Below are 17,820 nucleotides of genomic sequence, written 5' to 3'. Positions count from 1 at the left end.
ATCATCCATATCGGACGTCCGTGGTTCTTCTACTGGCTCATCCCGTATCCCAACGAGCGACAGCTCTGGGTCAACTTCCGGTCTCCACTCGTCTGGGACCTGTTTGCGATCTCGACCTACCTGACGCTGAGCGCGATGTTCCTGTATCTGGGCCTGATGCCGGATATCGCCGCCGCGCGGGACCGAGTGAAAGACTGGCGCCAACCCATCTACAAAGTGCTCGCGCTCGGGTGGCGCGGCACCAGCCGACAATGGCAGCACCATACGGCGCTCTACGGGTTCTTCGCCGCCCTGGCGACGCCGCTGGTTCTCTCCGTGCACTCTGTCGTGTCCTTTGACTTTGCTGTCTCGCAGTTGCCTGGATGGCATACCACGATTTTCCCTCCTTACTTCGTTGCGGGTGCGATCTTCTCTGGATTTGCGATGGTTAACACCTTGCTTATCATCATGAGAAAGGTTTCTAATCTTGAAGACTATATCACCATTCAGCATATCGAATTAATGAACATCGTGATCATGATCACAGGTTCTATCGTAGGTACTGCATATATTACCGAGTTAGTGATCGCATGGTACTCTGGTGTTGAGTACGAGCAGTATGCATTCCTTAACAGGGCTACCGGACCTTACTGGTGGGCGTACTGGAGTATGATGACCTGTAACGTATTCTCTCCGCAGTTCATGTGGTTTAAGAAATTACGTACCAGCATCATGTTCTCTTTCTTTATTTCGATTGTAGTAAACATCGGGATGTGGTTCGAACGTTTTGTAATTATTGTGACTTCACTTCACCGTGATTACCTTCCATCTTCATGGACGATGTTCTCACCTACCTTTGTAGATATTGGGATCTTTATTGGAACTATTGGATTCTTCTTTGTATTATTCCTTCTATATGCTCGTTCGTTCCCAGTGATCGCTCAGGCAGAGGTGAAAACAATTCTGAAGGCTTCTGGAGAAAAGTATAAAAAACTAAGAGCTCAGCATGGTGATGATGTATTGCATTACGATCCTCAGGCCGTAGGAAGAAATCCTATGCAAAATGAGGAAGATGGAATACATCATAAGATCGAAGATACAGAACATCAGAAAACAGTAGAAGCAGATCATCCTCATGAGGATACTGTGAATGCTGATGGTATGGTAATTTCAGAAGTGATGAAAGACCGTATTGATGAGATGTTAGGAAGAATTGGTACTTATGATCCTGCAACACAGTCTGCAGATGATCTAACCAGACTTAAAAATGTTGGACCATTATTACAACAACATTTCCACCAGGTTGGTATTTACCTTTTCGACCAGGTTAGTAAATTGACAGAACAGGATTTTGTCTTGCTAGATGAAGTAATCGAAAACTTCCCTATCCAGGTTAATAGAGCTGGATGGACAGAGCAGGCAAACAAACTAAAAAATAAATAATCAGGATGGCATCTAAAGTTTTACACGCTATTTACCAAGATGACGACCTGCTTTTACAGGCTGTAAAGCAGATTCGTGAAGCACGCTATCATATTGGAGAGATCTATTGTCCATTTCCGGTTCACGGACTTGATAAAGCAATGGGACTTGCTCCAACAAGACTTGCCATCACCGCATTCCTTTATGGATTGGTTGGTTTGTCAGTAGCTGTTGCTATGATGAATTTTATCATGATAGAGGACTGGCCACAGGATATTGGAGGAAAACCAAGTTTTAGCTTTCTTCAGAATATGCCGGCTTTTGTACCTATCATGTTCGAACTTACAGTGTTTTTTGCAGCTCACCTTATGGTAATCACATTCTACATGAGAAGTAGATTATGGCCATTCAAAAAAGCTGAAAACCCTGATGTAAGAACTACAGATGACCTGTTTCTTATGGAAGTGGATGCTGCGAACCATAACATAGATGATCTTACGAAGTTTCTTTACGATACTGGAGCATCTGAAATTAGATTAATAGATAATAAATAGTGATAATGAGAAGTTTGTTCCATAAAACTATAGGATTTTGCCTGCTTGGTGTTGCAGTTGTTTCCTGCAATGACAAGGAGGATCCAAACTATCAGTACATGCCAGATATGTATGAGTCTGTAGGTTACGAAACTTACGGTGAGTACAAGGTATTTGAGAATGCTCAGGAGGCAAAGTTACCGGTAGAAGGATCTATTCCAAGAGGATGGATGCCGTACGATTACGAAAATTCTGCAGCAGGACTTGCAAATGCTAAGGCAAATCTTAACAATCCAATTCCATATACTCAGGATAACCTTGCGGAAGGTAAAGGTTTGTACACTATTTATTGCGCAGTTTGCCACGGTGATAAAGGAGATGGGAAAGGAATTCTTGTAGAAAGAGAGAAGATCCTTGGTGTACCATCCTACGATGATGCAGGTAGAGCAATTACTGAAGGTAGTGTTTATCACGTAATGTACTACGGAATTAATAACATGGGATCTTATGCTTCGCAGACTTCTATCGAAGAGCGCTGGCAGATTGATCACTATGTGATGAGCTTAAAAGATAAGTTGGAAGGTAAACCTGAAAGAGAATTTGAAGAAGAGCAAACAAGCCTTCTTCCTTCCAGAGCCGATGCTAATATCTATGAGGATGCTGGCGACACGGCTGCTGAAGGTACTACCGAAAACAACCAAACCGAAACTCAAGAATAAAGATTTAGATCTATCAATATGTATACGCTATCCAGTAAAATAAAATTAGCAGCAATCATTTGTATGGTTGTGGGAGCAATAGGTCTCGTTTACGGGTTTATCGCGGCTCCAGAAACTATCGAGGATGTGGAGGCAATGATGGCTTCTGAACATCACGGGGAAGAGCATGCGACAGATGAAACTCACGAAGTTAATGTAGAGCAGATTCCTGGTGGAAACACTGAAGTTGAAAATATAGAACACACTGAAGATAATACAGATCATGCCGCTGAAGCAGATCACGCTGAAGCCGGTCACGGTGAAGAAGCATCTCATGAGGCTGAGCATATGGAGCATATTCTGCACCAGTTACAGAACAAGCCATGGGCTGCACTTTATGTAGCTGCATTCTTTTTCTTTATGATCTCTCTTGGGGTACTCGCATTTTATGCGATCCAATATGCCGCTCAGGCAGGTTGGTCACCGGTACTATTTAGAGTGATGGAAGCTATCACGGCTTACTTACTACCTGGTGGACTTATCGTTTTTGTAATACTTGTTCTTTCAGGTTTACACTTAAACCATCTGTTCGTATGGATGGATCCTGAAGTAGTAGCACATGATGAAATCATTCAGAATAAAACCGCATACTTAAACGTACCGTTTTTCTTAATCAGAGCTGCTATCTATCTTGGTGGATGGGCAATCTTCAGACATTTACTTGTAAAGAACTCTAGAAAGATGGACCATGCAACAGATCTATCAATCTTTAAAAAGACTTTTAAACTATCTGCGGGATTCCTTGTATTCTTTATTGTGACCGAATCTATGATGTCATGGGACTGGATCATGAGTTTGGATCCGCACTGGTTTAGTACATTATTCGGATGGTTCGTATTCGCAAGCATGTTCGTTTCTGGGATCACTACGATCGCTATCATATCTATATATCTTAAATCGAGAGGATACCTTGAATTTGTAAATAACAGTCATATACATGACCTGGCTAAGTTCATGTTCGGGATCAGTATTTTCTGGACTTACCTATGGTTCTCTCAGTTTATGTTGATATGGTATTCAAATATTCCTGAGGAGGTGGTTTACTTTATCCAGAGGATGAACGATTATCCTATACTTTTCTGGGGTATGATCGTAACCAATTTCCTTTTCCCGGTATTATTGTTGATGAACAGCGACTACAAACGAGTGAACTGGTTTGTCGTAATGACCGGTATCATTATTCTTTGTGGTCACTACATTAACGTTTATGTAATGGTTATGCCTGCGACTGTTGGAGAATCCTGGTTTATTGGTATTCCTGAAATTAGTGCAATGCTATTGTTTGGAGGTTTATTCTCTTTCATAGTATTCAATGCGCTTACAAAGGCACCACTACTGGTAAAAGGTAATCCATACTTGAAGGAAAGTAAACATTACCACTATTAATAAAGATTGATTGTTTAAAGAAGAACTTATAAAATGACCGTATTTTTAGTAATCATAGTACTCGCACTTCTGGCCGTAACAGGTTGGCAGATCTCTAAGATCTTTCAGTTATCTAAGGGATCAGATGAGGATACTTCACAGGTTGCAAACGATAAGGATAACCGTACTCACGGGATCCTGATGCTAGCATTTGTAATTTTCCTTTATGTTATTACCATATTCTGTTTCTGGGAATACAGTAAATTCTACCTTCCGGAAGCAGCTTCTGAACATGGTTCAGAATATGACACGCTAATGTTCGTTTCTATCGGACTTATCATGTTCGTACAGATCATTACTCAGGGACTATTGCACTACTTCGCTTTCAAATACAAAGGGAAAAAGACTCAAAAAGCATTGTTCTATGCAGATAATGATAAACTGGAATTTATCTGGACGATCATTCCTGTAATTACTCTTGCCGGTCTTATCATCTACGGATTATTTACCTGGAGTGATATCATGAATATCAATGAGGACGAAGATCCTTTAGTGATCGAAGTTTACGCTTATCAGTTTGACTGGAGAGCGAGATATTCCGGTGAGGACAATACTTTAGGAAAAGCCAATGTTCGTTTTATAGAAGGTGTGAACCAGTTAGGGGTGGATGAATCTGATTCTTATGGAAAAGATGATGTTATCACTACTGAATTACATTTACCGGTAGACAGACCAGTCCTTTTCAAATTCAGGTCTCAGGATGTATTGCATTCAGCATATTTCCCATTCTTCCGTGCACAAATGAACGTTGTGCCTGGTATGATCACACAGTTTGGCTTTACTCCAACGATCACTTCCGAAGAAATGAGAGAAAGCGAATATATGCGTGATAAGGTGAAGAGCGTAAATGAGGTAAGAAATGAGCGTAACGAAGTACTAAGAGCACAGGGTGAAGCTACGCTTGATGAGTATGAGTTTGAGTATTTCTTATTATGTAACAAGATTTGTGGGCAAGCTCACTACAACATGCAAATGAAGATCGTAGTGGAATCTGAAGAAGATTTTAATGCATGGATGGCAGAGCAGCCTACTTTTGGAAGTACTATGGAAGAAAGCAGTCAGAATGTAGATAGACCAGAGGATACTGCTGGAAACGGCACGCCAGAGGCAATGCAAGAAGATTCTGAAGGGCAGATGGAGACTGAAAATGCACCGGAAGGTGAGAATGCAGTAGCTTCAGTAGAATAGATAACGAACGTACAATTTTAAGATAAAGAAATTAGAGATATGTCAGCACTTGCAACAGCACCGGCACACGATCACCACGATGATCACGGACATCATCATAAGGAAACTTTTATAACAAAGTATATTTTCAGTACCGATCATAAGATGATTGCGAAGCAATATCTTATTACAGGTCTTCTAATGGGAATCGTAGGGATCGGGATGTCCATACTTTTCCGTATTCAGCTTGCATGGCCAGAGGAGTCTTTCTGGGTATTTGAAGCACTGTTAGGAGAACGTTGGGCACCGGAAGGAGTAATGTCACCAAGTATTTACCTGGCACTTGTTACTATTCACGGTACCATCATGGTATTCTTTGTATTAACTGCCGGACTTTCTGGTACGTTCTCGAACTTATTAATTCCGTTGCAAATTGGTGCGCGGGATATGGCCTCTGGATTCCTGAATATGGTTTCTTACTGGTTATTCTTCCTTTCTTCAGTGATCATGCTTTGTTCATTGTTCGTGGAGTCAGGACCAGCGATGGCGGGATGGACTATTTATCCTCCACTATCTGCATTGCCACAGGCAATTAGCGGTTCTGGAACAGGGATGACATTATGGTTGGTTTCTATGGCGATCTTCATTGCATCTTCCTTACTAGGATCTTTGAACTATATTGTTACGGTATTGAACCTTAGAACTGCAGGAATGTCTATGACCAGGCTTCCTCTTACTATCTGGGCGTTCTTTGTAACAGCTATTATTGGAGTTGTATCGTTCCCGGTATTACTTTCAGCTGCATTATTATTGATCATGGATAGAAGTTTTGGAACATCCTTCTTCTTAAGTGATATCTTTATTAAAGGAGAGGTATTAAGTCATCAGGGAGGTTCCCCGGTACTTTTTGAACACCTATTCTGGTTCCTTGGTCACCCTGAAGTTTATATCGTATTACTTCCAGCACTAGGGATCACTTCAGAAATTATCGCTACGAACTCACGTAAGCCAATCTTTGGATATCGTGCGATGGTAGCATCTATTTTGGCTATCGCATTCTTATCTACGATCGTTTGGGGTCACCATATGTTCGTGTCTGGTATGAACCCGTTCCTTGGATCGGTATTTACCTTTACCACATTACTTATTGCAATTCCTTCAGCAGTAAAAGCTTTTAACTATATCACGACACTCTGGAAAGGTAATTTACAGATGAACCCGGGAATGTTATTCTCGATAGGTCTTGTTTCTACTTTCATTACGGGTGGTCTAACAGGAATTATCCTTGGGGATTCTACACTGGATATTAACGTGCACGATACTTACTTCGTGGTTGCTCACTTCCACCTGGTAATGGGTATCTCTGCTCTATACGGATTATTCGCCGGTGTTTACCACTGGTTCCCTAAGATGTTTGGTAGAATGATGAATAAGAATCTTGGTTATATCCATTTCTGGGTAACAGCTGTAGGTGCTTACGGAGTCTTTTTCCCAATGCACTTCATCGGGATCGCGGGACTTCCAAGACGTTATTATACCAATACAAGTTTCCCATATTTTGATGACTATGCAGATGTGAACGTTATTATTACGGTAGCTGCCATTATCACTGCATTAGTTCAGTTGGTATTCATTTATAACTTCTTCTCTTCTATGTTCTACGGAAAGAAAGCAGTTATGAACCCTTGGAGATCGAACACTTTAGAATGGACTACTCCTGTAAAACATGTACATGGGAACTGGCCTGGTGCAATCCCATCGGTATACAGATGGCCATACGATTATTCCAAAACCGGAGAAGATGGTGAATATGTAATTGCCGGTCAGGATTTCGTGCCGCAAACGACGCCACTTCAGGAAGGTGAGGAAGAATTAAATCACTAGAAGAACATAAAGTATATATAGAAGCCTTTTCCATTACGGAAAAGGCTTTTTTTATTCTATATGTTTTACTGACTTCTCAAATTGTAATATCTTTTTGCAAATCAACTGATATGAAATATTTATTCTCTTGCTTGCTTTTGATAATTAGCTTCAGCCTTTCTTCGCAAAGTGATTGTGACTGCAGCCGGAATGTTGAAATTCTGAATAAAACCGTCCAAAATTTACCTGTCACCAGGAATACATCAGATCTATCAGCATATAATATTGCGTTAAGTGCTGCTGATAATCATTTGTATACCGGAAATTATCCGGAATATGACTGTTTTCAACAGATGAGTAACCTACTTGTCACTCTAAATGATCGGCATAATATGATGTATTCTGAAGTCGGTTATGATGTAAAACAATCAGATACATTCTATCATGAATTTCCGAAGTTTGATGGCGATCTGGATAGCTTAAAAGTAAAGCTTGACGAGATGCCCTTGAACGAGGTACAGGGGATCTATTCCCGTGATGGTTTCAGCATAGGAGTATATGCTTCCGAAGAGAATTTAATAGTAGTGAATCTTAGCGGCGGAAAGAAGGTGTGGCAGCAAGGGGAAATTATAGGGCGATTCCTGAAATATGGGAATGGTCGCTATCTTGCTGCTATAGGTCAGTTTCACGACAAAAAGCTCGTGAATTTTCCACTGGAGATTAGCAATGGTCATATTTCAAAATTACAGCTTTCAAAGTCCAGCGCCAGTCAAAATCGCTCCAGGGTAGAGGATTCAGAAACTTATCAATATTTAAAATCAGGTGATATTACTTATTTGAGAATTGGAAGTTTTTCGGGTTACAATCCCGTTCTTAAAAATGCAGAAACTTTCTATAAAAGTCTGGAAGAGAAACCTGTTACTAAAGACCTCATCCTCGATCTTCGGGACAATGGTGGCGGTGGTGATAGAAATTCTGATATTCTCTATAAATATCTACGGAAAAACTATAAGAATGCCAATTTCTATGTTTTAGTAAATGGTACTACAGTAAGCAATGCAGAGCAGTTTGCACTAAGACTGAAGAAGTTTAAAAATGTAACCTTGCTCGGAAGTAAAACCAGCGGAACCATCGCATATGAACTTGGTAAAACTTATGATTTTCCCTGCTATAACTTCAAAGGATTCTTTACTTTTAAAGGCGATAAAAAATATCTGGAATATGAGTCTGTAGGAGTGCAGCCAGAGATTAGTCTGGACAATTCTGAAGATTGGATCAAGCAAACTAAAGAATACATTGCGAAAAGCAAATAAATGATGAACGAGAACCTCGATGCCAGTGGAGAGAATCTTTCTCCTGAAGAATTTGATATAGAAAGAGCTTTAAGGCCCCTAAGTTTTGACGATTTTGCCGGTCAGGAACAGGTGCTGGAGAATCTGCAGATCTTTGTTCAGGCTGCGAATATGCGTGGGGATGCTCTGGATCATACCTTATTTCATGGACCTCCTGGGTTGGGAAAAACCACTTTGGCGCATATACTTGCCAATGAACTTAATGTTGGAATAAAGATCACCTCGGGTCCCGTTCTTGATAAACCCGGAGACCTCGCCGGTTTGCTTACAAATCTCGACGAGCGTGATATCCTATTTATAGATGAGATTCATCGATTAAGTCCCATAGTAGAAGAATATCTGTATTCAGCCATGGAGGATTACCGTATCGATATTATGCTCGAAACAGGTCCTAACGCAAGAACGGTACAGATCAATTTAAATCCTTTCACTTTAATAGGAGCGACAACGCGTTCAGGATTACTTACGGCACCCATGCGGGCTCGTTTTGGAATTTCCAGTAGACTACAGTATTATTCTACTGAACTGCTTTCAGGTATCGTGGAAAGAAGTTCTGAGATCCTCAAAGTTCCAATATCACAGGAAGCTGCTATCGAGATCGCTGGAAGAAGTCGTGGAACTCCGCGTATAGCAAATGCCTTACTAAGAAGGGTTCGGGATTTTGCACAGATAAAAGGTAATGGAAAGATCGATATAGAGATCGCCAGGTATAGCTTAAAAGCACTAAATGTGGATGCGCATGGACTGGATGAAATGGATAATAAGATCCTGGAAACCATTATCGACAAGTTTAAAGGTGGTCCTGTAGGTATTACCACCCTGGCGACAGCTGTAAGTGAAAGTGCTGAAACTATAGAAGAGGTTTATGAACCATTTTTGATTCAGCAGGGATTTATTTACCGGACACCTCGAGGTAGAGAAGTGACCGAGCATGCTTACCGACACCTTGGAAGAATCAAGGTTCCCGGGCAGAATGGATTGTTTTAATATAGTATCATGAAGGAGAAAGAGAAAAGTATTCCCGAAGTTTCACTGGCTAAATTTTTAAAGCATTCAGCCAATATTTTAAAAAATCCGTTGCCGTTTCATAAAAAGAACTTTGAAGAAAAAGGAGATACTTTTCGACTAAAGATCGGTTTTAGTAAATCGGTTATTTTTAGCAGGGATGCAGCTCTTGTAGAATATGTACTTCAGAAGAATCAGAAAAACTTTGTAAAATCTGAGATACAAACTAAAGATCTGGTAAAATACGTGGGTGAAGGTCTGCTCACTTCAGAGGGAGAGCACTGGAAGAAACAACGAAAGTTGATCCAGCCGGCATTCCATAAAAAGCAACTTGCCAACCTGCTGGATTCTATCAAGGAGGCAATCTGTGCCGAATATGAAAAAATCGAGACCGGGAAAGGGATCGATATTTTTCCAATTATGAACGATCTAGCTTTCCAGACGGTTGTAAAATCACTTTTTAGTAGTGCTGCAAATCAAACTGAGATCAACCGACTCCAATACATAACTGAAGCCACGCAACAAATGCTGGTAAAAGAATTGAGACAACCCTATCTTGGTTGGTGGTTTAGTCTTAGTGGAAAAATTGATAGTTATCTTCAACTAACAGAAGAGGCAAGGAGCATTTTACGAACCATAGTTCACGAACGACAGGCTTCAGGAAACCGTTATGACGATCTGCTGGATATGCTGCTGGATGCGAAATATGATGACGGGAACTTCATGGATGAAGAACAACTTATTGATGAGATCCTGATCCTGTTTACTGCGGGACATGAAACCACCTCAAATTCGTTAACTTTTACAGCTCAGTTACTCGCATTTAATCCGGAATGGCAGGAAAAGGTATATAGAGAGGTCTCAGTTTTGAAGAAAGAAAGCGATGATCTTATGCATCTGGTGACCAAAGCACCATTCACTCAAATGGTTCTAGAGGAGTCAATGCGTATGTATCCTCCAGCTTATTTTATAGACCGAGTGAATCTTGAGGAATTTGAATTTGAAGGCAAATATTTTGAACCAGGTTCCAATTTGTTGTTCTCACTGCACGAAGTTCATAGACACCCAGATCTATGGGAAGAGCCAGACACTTTTAAGCCAGAGAGGTTCGCTGATGGCGGAAGACAATATTCTTCACAGTATTTCCCATTTGGTGCGGGTCCAAGAAAATGTATTGGTAATAACTTCGCAATGTTCGAGATGATCATTGCGGTTGCAGAATTGATGAATGATTACAAACTGCAGCCGGTGAATACCGAGATCGAAATCAAACCATTGATAACTCTTAAGCCTGACAATGCTATTCTAAAGTTTACAAGGAGATAGATTTACTTTAATATTGATTCCAGTAATTTTTCCAATCCCCAGTTCAATAGTTTTATAGATTCCACATTATTTAAACCGCACACGTCTTTGGTCACTACAAAGGCTTCAACACCCATTAGCACTGTTGCGATGTTGGCTAAATTTTCCTTGTCCTCAGCGCTCAATTGCTGAGCCTTGTTCTCGAGCAACATCATCAAGGATTTTTTACGCCGAGCCCCACGCATTTTATCGCTTTGATCATTATTGAGGACTACGCTCATGTATTTCCTAAACCCGGATTCGTTATCAATGGTTAACTGGTTGTAGTAATCCTGCATGGACAAAATAGCTTCTTCCAAATCTTTCCCAGCAACTTCATCATACAGATCTTCCGAACTTTTAGTATTCAGATCCAGTACTGCTTCTGCAGCTAGTACATCGATACTGGAGTAGTAACGATAGATCGTTGCTCTGGATATATCTGCTTCTTTCGCTACATCCTCGAGGCTTATACCTTTATTCTTTTCCAGCAACTTTTGTGTACTTCTAAGGATTTTGTCCCGGGTTTTCAGCTTCTGGGTCTTCCTGCCTTTCTGGATGTAATGTTTATTCATAAGACAAATATCTTATAAAACTTTGATTATACAAAATTCCGTTCTATATTTACGAGACTAAAATCTCATAAGATGCGTAACGAATTAGAATCATGGGTGTTAGGTCACAAAGTTTCAGTACAGAATCTTTCGGGTGACTATGATCTTAGTATTGGCGAATCCCTTAGTCAGGTACCTGGTCCACCACCACATTATCATGAAAATTTACATGAGTCTTTTTACATCGTAGCGGGTGAGATGGATTTCATCATCAATGGCGAACAGAGAAATGTGAAAGCGGGGGAATCAATAGATATTCCACCAAAAACGCTGCACACATTCGTAAACTCCAAGAGCGAAAACTGTAAATGGGTAAATATTCACAGTCCCAAATGTTTCGGAGAATTTTTTCGAAAATACGGGATATCCGCCAGTGAGGAAAATGCCATGGAAAAGTCGGTTGCTCCAGAAATTATTCAGCAGGTCTTAGAAACTGCGGGCGATTATGATATGATCATTCAAATGGAATAGGAACCAACAAAAATATATACAGATGAAAACGAATTTATTTACGAAACCATTTCTGGTTTTGCCAGTTCTATTATTAGCACTAATTAGTTCCTGTAGTTCAGATCCATTTGAAGATGAGAACTTACAGTCCTATGATTTCAAGGTTGAGAAGGCTGAGACTCTGGATGATCAGCTAGTCATGCTTACTAAAGCAATGCGAAGATTTCATAATTTTGACGTAGCTGTGGATCAGGGTTATAAGCAGGTGAGTCCGCTTGTACCTGGTATGGGCTATCATTATGCCAAAGAAGAATATGTGGATTTGAAATTCGATCTTCTCAAACCTGAAATCCTGGTATATCATCCAGATGAAAATGGGAAAATGCAATTCGTAGCTGCAGAGTATTTGATCCCGGTTCCTAACTGCGATCAAACTGAAGATTATACAATACCCGAAGGACCTTTCATAGGGGAAGATGATCACTGGCATCTCAATTGTACCGCTGGAGGATGGACGCTCCACGCCTGGGTGGGACTGGAAAATCCCGATGGGGTTTTTGCGCCGTTTAATCCCACACTCCAATGATCTCAGCTAATTAATTTTTACATTAGCTGCTCTAAAGTCATTCTTTGAATCCTTCAGCAGCAAAATATTCTCAACTTATTAAAGCCGAAGCAAAACGCCTCGGCTTTTTGTCATGCGGAATTTCAAAAGCTGAATTTCTGAAAGAAGAAGCGCCGAGACTAGAGAGCTGGCTTCAGAATAATATGCATGGGGAAATGCGCTATATGGAAAATTATTTCGATAAGCGTCTGGATCCTACCTTGCTGGTTCCGGGTTCTAAAAGTGTCATTTCGTTATTACTGAACTATTTTCCTTCAGAAACTCAAAATTCAGAATCTTATAAGATCAGTAAATACGCTTACGGTAGAGATTATCATTTTGTGATCAAGGATAAATTGAAGGATTTGCTCACCACGCTACAGGATGAAATTGGTGATTTTCACGGTCGTGCTTTTGTAGATTCAGCTCCTGTGCTGGACAAGGCCTGGGCTGCAAAAAGCGGACTCGGGTGGATTGGGAAGCATTCAAATTTGCTTTCGAAACAAACTGGCTCTTTCTATTTTATTGCTGAATTGATCGTAGACCTTGATCTGGAATACGACACTCCGGTTACCGATCACTGCGGAAGCTGTACCGCCTGTATAGATGCCTGTCCAACGGAAGCGATCGTAGAACCTTACAAAGTAGATGGCAGTAAGTGTATCTCTTATTTCACTATTGAATTGAAGGATGAGCTACCGCAGAGTATGAAGAATCAATTTGATGACTGGATGTTTGGCTGTGATGTTTGTCAGGACGTTTGCCCGTGGAATCGATTTTCTAAACCTCACCAGGAGCCACTATTCAATCCGCATTCTGAACTTCTGGAGAACTCAAGAAAGGACTGGGAAGAGATCACCCGGGAAACTTTCAACGAGATCTTCAGAAAATCTGCCGTGAAACGAACAAAATTTGAGGGTCTTAAACGGAATATTGAGTTTCTTAAACGTGACTAGTTCGAGAAGTCATAAGAAATAAGAACTTTTTCGTATTCTCCATTCTTATTTTTAGCTGCTTGCTCGATCACGATCCTATCTACTTCAGTCTTTACAATATTCTGAAGTTTACGCTTGGGATGAATTACCATTTTTCTGGAGATGTCTCCATTTTCCTCGATGATCAATGAAATTTTCAGTAGATCAATTTGTTTGTCTTCATAACTCATTTGCCTGAGTTTCATTCTAAGATCATACTTGTAACGATCAACTATATTTCTTATTCCTGTCTCGTAGCCTCGAAACTCAGGAGGAGTTGCTACTTCATTCACATCGGTTATGTTTGCAAAATCTCCGTCCCCTGAAATCCTGGCGCTATCATTGCCTATTTCAAGGCTTCTGAATTTAAACGGGAGGGTGTAAGTGATCGCTACGGGTTGGTCATTTAACATTGCCGGCTTAGCGATCGTCAATTCCTTTATAGCGTCTTCCGCTACTCGGGCAATGGTAGGAAATTTAGATCTTGATCTTACATTAATGACTTCTCCTTTTTCACTTACAGTAAATTGTATATACGCCTTTCCGGATTCTTTGGATTTGATGATATCAGCAATTTTAGCATTGCTATTCATAAACTGACTTATAGAAATGGTAAAACATTCTTCGGAAGGGTCTTCTTCGCAGTAGCCCTGTATAAGAGGAGGACTGTCTACCTCGTTTATGGATAGACTTTGCGCAAATAAGTGCACAGGCATTAGAAAAAGTGCTAAAAACAGACTTTTGATCATGAAAATAATTTAGGCTTTCAAAGTATAAAATATCTTAGAGATACGTTTGAAGCTTTTGTCCTTTTTATTTCTCTAAGGACAGCAGCCTTATTAACTTTGCTAATTAGCCGAAAACATAAAATTATGAGTAACACTTCCAGAAAAAGAAGAGAGGCATTGGTTTACCACGCTAAACCTAAGCCCGGGAAAATTGAAGTTGTACCTACTAAGAAATATGCCACCCAGAGAGATCTGTCTCTGGCCTATTCTCCAGGTGTAGCTGAGCCATGTCTAGAGATTGAAAAAGATAGGGAGAATGTTTACAAGTATACTACTAAAGGAAACCTGGTAGCAGTGATTTCCAATGGTACTGCCGTTCTGGGTCTTGGTGATATTGGTCCTGAAGCATCCAAGCCGGTGATGGAAGGAAAAGGTCTTCTTTTTAAGATCTTTGCAGATATTGATGTTTTCGATATTGAAGTAGACACTAAAGACGTTGATAAGTTTATAGAAACGGTTAAGAATATTGCGCCTACTTTCGGCGGAATCAACCTTGAAGATATCAAAGCTCCTGAAGCATTTGAAATTGAACAACGTTTAAAAGCAGAACTGGATATACCGGTAATGCATGATGACCAGCATGGAACTGCGATCATTTCAGCAGCAGCATTACTGAATGCCTTGGAACTGGCAAAGAAAAAGATCAGTAAAGTAAAGATTGTCATTAGTGGTGCAGGAGCCGCTGCAGTTTCATGTACCAAGCTGTACAAAGCTTTTGGTGCTAAAGCTGAAAATATCGTGATGCTTGATAGTAAAGGTGTCATTAGAAAAGATAGAACAAATCTTTCCGAAGAAAAAGCAGAATTCGCAACTGCCCGTAAGATTGACACACTGGACGAAGCCATGAAGGATGCCGATGTATTCGTGGGTCTCTCTATTGCTAATATCGTAAGTCCGGCAATGCTAAAAAGCATGGCAAAAAGACCTATCGTTTTTGCAATGGCCAATCCTAATCCAGAGATCGATTACAACCTGGCGATGGATACCAGGAAAGATATCATCATGGCGACAGGTAGAAGCGATCATCCAAACCAGGTGAATAATGTTCTTGGTTTTCCATTTATCTTCCGTGGAGCACTAGATGTACGCGCGACCAAGATCAATGAGGAAATGAAAAAAGCCGCTGTGAAAGCACTGGCAGAGCTGGCTAAAGAAGCGGTGCCGGAGCAGGTGAATATTGCATACGGTGAAACAAGATTAAATTTTGGCCCTGATTATATTATTCCGAAACCTTTCGACCCGAGATTGATCGCCAAAGTTCCACCTGCAGTGGCTAAAGCCGCGATGGAAAGTGGGGTTGCCCGGGAAGGGATCGATGACTGGCAACGTTACGAGGAAGAGTTGCTGGAACGTATGGGTAATGAGAACAAGATCACCCGTTTGTTGCAAAACCGCGCTAAAACAAACCCTAAACGAATCGTTTTTGCTGAAGCAGATCATCTTGATGTTCTTAAAGCTGCACAGATCATTAATGATGAAGGAATTGGATTCCCAATCCTTCTTGGGCGAAGTGAAGTGATTAAGGAATTAATGGCTGAGATCGATTTTCAGGAAGAGGATGTGGTTATTATTGACCCAAAATCTGATGATGAAGAGGAAAAGAGGAAAAAATACGCCTACAAATACTGGGAAACCAGGCATAGAAGTGGCGTAACTAAATACGATGCCGAAAAACTACTAAGAGAACGTAACTATTTTGCCGCGATGATGGTCAATGAAGGAGATGCAGATGCATTGCTTTCCGGTTATTCCAGGGCTTATCCCACGGTGGTGAAACCTATGCTGGAACTTATTGGCTTGGCAGATGGCGTTTCCAGGGTAGCAGCAACCAATGTGATGAATACCTCCAGAGGTCCGTTATTTATTAGTGATACTTCTATCAATATAGACCCTTCAGCGAAAGATCTGGCCAAGATCGCGCAAATGACGGCTCGTACGGTTCAGTTGTTTGGTATGGAACCTGTAATTGCCATGGTGTCTTACGCAAATTTCGGATCTTCTAAACATCCAAGAGCGACCAAAGTAAAAGAAGCAGTTTCTTACCTGCACAGGTTTCACCCTGAACTAAGTGTTGATGGAGAATTGCAGGCAGATTTCGCTTTAAATCGTGAGATGCTTCAGAATAAATTCCCGTTTTCAAAACTAGCGGGTAAAAAGGTGAATACTCTTATCTATCCAGATCTGGATTCGGCTAATAGCACTTATAAGCTTATCAAAGAACTTAACAATGTGGATTCTATAGGCCCGATTATGATGGGAATGAGGAAACCTGTTCATATTCTTCAGCTTGGTGCAAGCGTGGAGGAAATGGTGAACATGGCGGCAGTAGCAGTGATAGATGCACAGGAGAAAGAAAAGAAGGCTAAGAAAAAAGCTTAGTACCTAGATAAAGTAAAGGCGGAAAGATGATTTCCGCCTTTGCTTTATTTTACTACATTTGAACCTCAATACAACTTTCTTTCATGATTCATCACCTCAAGGGTCAGTTAATAGAAAAAAATCCCACCTACGTGGTTATTGAATGCAATGGAGTAGGATATACCGTAAATATTTCCCTGCATACTTTTTCACTCATTCCTGAATCTGAGGCGATCAGTCTTTATACCTATTTACAGGTAAAGGAGGATTCGCACACCTTGTACGGGTTTATTGAAAAATCTGAAAGAGAGATCTTTAAACTTCTAATTTCCGTTTCTGGTGTAGGTACGAGCACGGCTCGTGTAATGCTGTCTTCCCTCCAACCAAAGGAGGTCATCAATGCGATTGCGACCGGTGATGTTCCTACCATCCAGAGTGTGAAAGGTATCGGCGCCAAAACAGCTCAAAGAGTCATTCTTGATCTCAAGGATAAAGTGCTCAAGGTGATGGGCGATGATGAAGTTTTAATGACTCCAAACAATACTAATAAGGAAGAAGCGTTATCAGCTTTAGAGATCTTGGGTTACAATAGACGCCAGGCTGGCAAGGTTGTAGAAAAGATTCTGAAGGATGATCCTGAATCCACCGTAGAATCTATTATAAAAATGGCTCTTAAAAAGCTGTAATTAAATTGAAGAACAATTACCTGAAATTGTCTTTACCGGTACGCCTGACTTTCCTGTTATTTGTGGTGTTTTCTATAGACGCTATTTCACAGGAGACTCCTCAGGACACCATCCAGGCGGGCTTTGCTCTAGGTGAGCTTCAGCTCCCAGATCCACAATCTATAGAATCCAGATACGAATATGATCCTATCCTCAACCGTTACTTTTACAGGGAACGCGTAGGACAGATCAATATAGGACTGCCTTTAGTTCTTACTCCGCAGGAATATGAAGACCTCGTGCTGGAAGAGGAAATGCGTAATTATTTCAAGCTGAAAAATGATGCCCTTTCAGGTAGAAAGGAAGGCACTGAAGACATTCAGCGGGATTTATTGCCAGATTTCTACGTCAACAACAATTTATTTGAAAGCATTTTTGGTGGTTCTGAAATCAATATCGTTCCGCAGGGATCGGTAGAAATAGATCTTGGACTTCTTTATACCAAGCAGGACAACCCGG

General features: G+C 40.8%; 17 protein-coding genes. 15 read left to right on the top strand and 2 right to left on the bottom strand.

Annotation, left to right across the window (positions count from 1 at the left end; genetic code table 11):
• From nrfD to QZ620_RS09475, 9 genes are all read left to right on the top strand, one after another.
• On the top strand, positions 1 to 1,422 hold a 1,422-nt coding region (nrfD, locus tag QZ620_RS09515), incomplete at its 5' end, for an NrfD/PsrC family molybdoenzyme membrane anchor subunit (protein WP_295181069.1).
• A gap of 5 nt (positions 1,423 to 1,427) precedes the next feature.
• Positions 1,428 to 1,955: a DUF3341 domain-containing protein gene (locus QZ620_RS09510; RefSeq protein WP_295181067.1), complete on the top strand. Its 528-nt coding sequence runs from the start codon at positions 1,428 to 1,430 to the stop codon at positions 1,953 to 1,955.
• A gap of 5 nt (positions 1,956 to 1,960) precedes the next feature.
• Positions 1,961 to 2,653 (top strand): cytochrome c, encoded by a 693-nt coding sequence (locus tag QZ620_RS09505; protein WP_295181066.1) that lies wholly within the window; start codon positions 1,961 to 1,963, stop codon positions 2,651 to 2,653.
• Between the two features lie 18 nt (positions 2,654 to 2,671).
• Positions 2,672 to 4,078: a quinol:cytochrome C oxidoreductase gene (locus QZ620_RS09500; protein ID WP_295181065.1), complete on the top strand. Its 1,407-nt coding sequence runs from the start codon at positions 2,672 to 2,674 to the stop codon at positions 4,076 to 4,078.
• A 33-nt stretch (positions 4,079 to 4,111) separates the two neighbouring features.
• Complete coding sequence (locus QZ620_RS09495) at positions 4,112 to 5,305, top strand: cytochrome c oxidase subunit II (protein ID WP_295181063.1); 1,194 nt, start codon at positions 4,112 to 4,114, stop codon at positions 5,303 to 5,305.
• Positions 5,306 to 5,344: 39 nt separating this feature from the next.
• Positions 5,345 to 7,168, top strand: coding sequence for a cbb3-type cytochrome c oxidase subunit I (locus tag QZ620_RS09490; RefSeq protein ID WP_295181061.1), 1,824 nt, complete (start codon positions 5,345 to 5,347; stop codon positions 7,166 to 7,168).
• Between the two features lie 332 nt (positions 7,169 to 7,500).
• On the top strand, positions 7,501 to 8,460 hold the full coding sequence (locus QZ620_RS09485; protein ID WP_295181059.1) for a S41 family peptidase: 960 nt from the start codon (positions 7,501 to 7,503) through the stop codon (positions 8,458 to 8,460).
• A gap of 3 nt (positions 8,461 to 8,463) precedes the next feature.
• Positions 8,464 to 9,486 carry a Holliday junction branch migration DNA helicase RuvB gene (gene ruvB / locus QZ620_RS09480; protein WP_295181072.1) on the top strand — a complete coding sequence of 341 codons (1,023 nt, stop codon included), beginning with the start codon at positions 8,464 to 8,466 and terminating at the stop codon, positions 9,484 to 9,486.
• A gap of 9 nt (positions 9,487 to 9,495) precedes the next feature.
• Positions 9,496 to 10,830, top strand: coding sequence for a cytochrome P450 (locus QZ620_RS09475; RefSeq protein ID WP_295181057.1), 1,335 nt, complete (start codon positions 9,496 to 9,498; stop codon positions 10,828 to 10,830).
• Positions 10,831 to 10,832: 2 nt separating this feature from the next.
• On the opposite strand, the gene QZ620_RS09470 is transcribed toward QZ620_RS09475, so the two are convergent.
• On the bottom strand, positions 10,833 to 11,423 hold the full coding sequence (locus QZ620_RS09470; RefSeq protein WP_295181055.1) for a TetR/AcrR family transcriptional regulator: 591 nt from the start codon (positions 11,421 to 11,423) through the stop codon (positions 10,833 to 10,835).
• A gap of 72 nt (positions 11,424 to 11,495) precedes the next feature.
• Between QZ620_RS09470 and QZ620_RS09465 the strand changes: the two genes are divergently transcribed.
• Genes QZ620_RS09465 through queG form a run of 3 tightly spaced genes read left to right on the top strand, consistent with a single transcriptional unit; the run spans position 11,496 to position 13,472 of the window.
• Positions 11,496 to 11,933 (top strand): cupin domain-containing protein, encoded by a 438-nt coding sequence (locus QZ620_RS09465; RefSeq protein WP_295181053.1) that lies wholly within the window; start codon positions 11,496 to 11,498, stop codon positions 11,931 to 11,933.
• A 22-nt stretch (positions 11,934 to 11,955) separates the two neighbouring features.
• Positions 11,956 to 12,498: a hypothetical protein gene (locus QZ620_RS09460; protein ID WP_295181051.1), complete on the top strand. Its 543-nt coding sequence runs from the start codon at positions 11,956 to 11,958 to the stop codon at positions 12,496 to 12,498.
• A gap of 44 nt (positions 12,499 to 12,542) precedes the next feature.
• Positions 12,543 to 13,472: a tRNA epoxyqueuosine(34) reductase QueG gene (gene queG, locus QZ620_RS09455; protein ID WP_295181050.1), complete on the top strand. Its 930-nt coding sequence runs from the start codon at positions 12,543 to 12,545 to the stop codon at positions 13,470 to 13,472.
• Here queG and QZ620_RS09450 read toward each other — a convergent pair.
• Complete coding sequence (locus tag QZ620_RS09450; protein WP_295181048.1) at positions 13,469 to 14,239, bottom strand: energy transducer TonB; 771 nt, start codon at positions 14,237 to 14,239, stop codon at positions 13,469 to 13,471. The two genes, queG and QZ620_RS09450, sit on opposite strands and share 4 nt — an antisense overlap.
• A 123-nt stretch (positions 14,240 to 14,362) precedes the next feature.
• Here QZ620_RS09450 and QZ620_RS09445 point away from each other — a divergent pair, with 123 nt between their 5' ends.
• The 3 genes from QZ620_RS09445 to QZ620_RS09435 all read left to right on the top strand — a co-directional run.
• Complete coding sequence (locus tag QZ620_RS09445) at positions 14,363 to 16,657, top strand: NADP-dependent malic enzyme (protein WP_295181046.1); 2,295 nt, start codon at positions 14,363 to 14,365, stop codon at positions 16,655 to 16,657.
• Positions 16,658 to 16,740: 83 nt separating this feature from the next.
• Positions 16,741 to 17,322: a Holliday junction branch migration protein RuvA gene (gene ruvA / locus QZ620_RS09440; protein WP_295181044.1), complete on the top strand. Its 582-nt coding sequence runs from the start codon at positions 16,741 to 16,743 to the stop codon at positions 17,320 to 17,322.
• 5 nt (positions 17,323 to 17,327) lie between these two features.
• The coding region (locus tag QZ620_RS09435; RefSeq protein WP_295181042.1) for a hypothetical protein at positions 17,328 to 17,820 on the top strand (493 nt) is incomplete at its 3' end.

Origin of the sequence: uncultured Christiangramia sp., assembly GCF_913046405.1 — a bacterium.
Classification (GTDB): Bacteria; Bacteroidota; Bacteroidia; order Flavobacteriales; family Flavobacteriaceae; genus Christiangramia; species Christiangramia marina.
Note: the sequence above shows the minus strand (reverse complement) of the source record. Positions and strands in the feature narration are given on the sequence as shown.

Excerpts from the sequence above, each read along its gene's own strand:
- QZ620_RS09485 (WP_295181059.1), top strand. The coding sequence starts at position 7,501 with ATGAGTAACCTACTTGTCACTCTAAATGATCGGCATAATATGATGTAT.
- QZ620_RS09505 (WP_295181066.1), top strand. The coding sequence starts at position 1,961 with ATGAGAAGTTTGTTCCATAAAACTATAGGATTTTGCCTGCTTGGTGTT.
- QZ620_RS09475 (WP_295181057.1), top strand. The coding sequence starts at position 9,496 with ATGAAGGAGAAAGAGAAAAGTATTCCCGAAGTTTCACTGGCTAAATTT.
- QZ620_RS09445 (WP_295181046.1), top strand. The coding sequence starts at position 14,363 with ATGAGTAACACTTCCAGAAAAAGAAGAGAGGCATTGGTTTACCACGCT.
- QZ620_RS09510 (WP_295181067.1), top strand. The coding sequence starts at position 1,428 with ATGGCATCTAAAGTTTTACACGCTATTTACCAAGATGACGACCTGCTT.
- QZ620_RS09500 (WP_295181065.1), top strand. The coding sequence starts at position 2,672 with ATGTATACGCTATCCAGTAAAATAAAATTAGCAGCAATCATTTGTATG.
- QZ620_RS09465 (WP_295181053.1), top strand. The coding sequence starts at position 11,496 with ATGCGTAACGAATTAGAATCATGGGTGTTAGGTCACAAAGTTTCAGTA.
- QZ620_RS09450 (WP_295181048.1), bottom strand. The coding sequence starts at position 14,239 with ATGATCAAAAGTCTGTTTTTAGCACTTTTTCTAATGCCTGTGCACTTA.
- QZ620_RS09460 (WP_295181051.1), top strand. The coding sequence starts at position 11,956 with ATGAAAACGAATTTATTTACGAAACCATTTCTGGTTTTGCCAGTTCTA.
- ruvA (WP_295181044.1), top strand. The coding sequence starts at position 16,741 with ATGATTCATCACCTCAAGGGTCAGTTAATAGAAAAAAATCCCACCTAC.
- QZ620_RS09495 (WP_295181063.1), top strand. The coding sequence starts at position 4,112 with ATGACCGTATTTTTAGTAATCATAGTACTCGCACTTCTGGCCGTAACA.
- QZ620_RS09490 (WP_295181061.1), top strand. The coding sequence starts at position 5,345 with ATGTCAGCACTTGCAACAGCACCGGCACACGATCACCACGATGATCAC.
- ruvB (WP_295181072.1), top strand. The coding sequence starts at position 8,464 with ATGAACGAGAACCTCGATGCCAGTGGAGAGAATCTTTCTCCTGAAGAA.
- QZ620_RS09470 (WP_295181055.1), bottom strand. The coding sequence starts at position 11,423 with ATGAATAAACATTACATCCAGAAAGGCAGGAAGACCCAGAAGCTGAAA.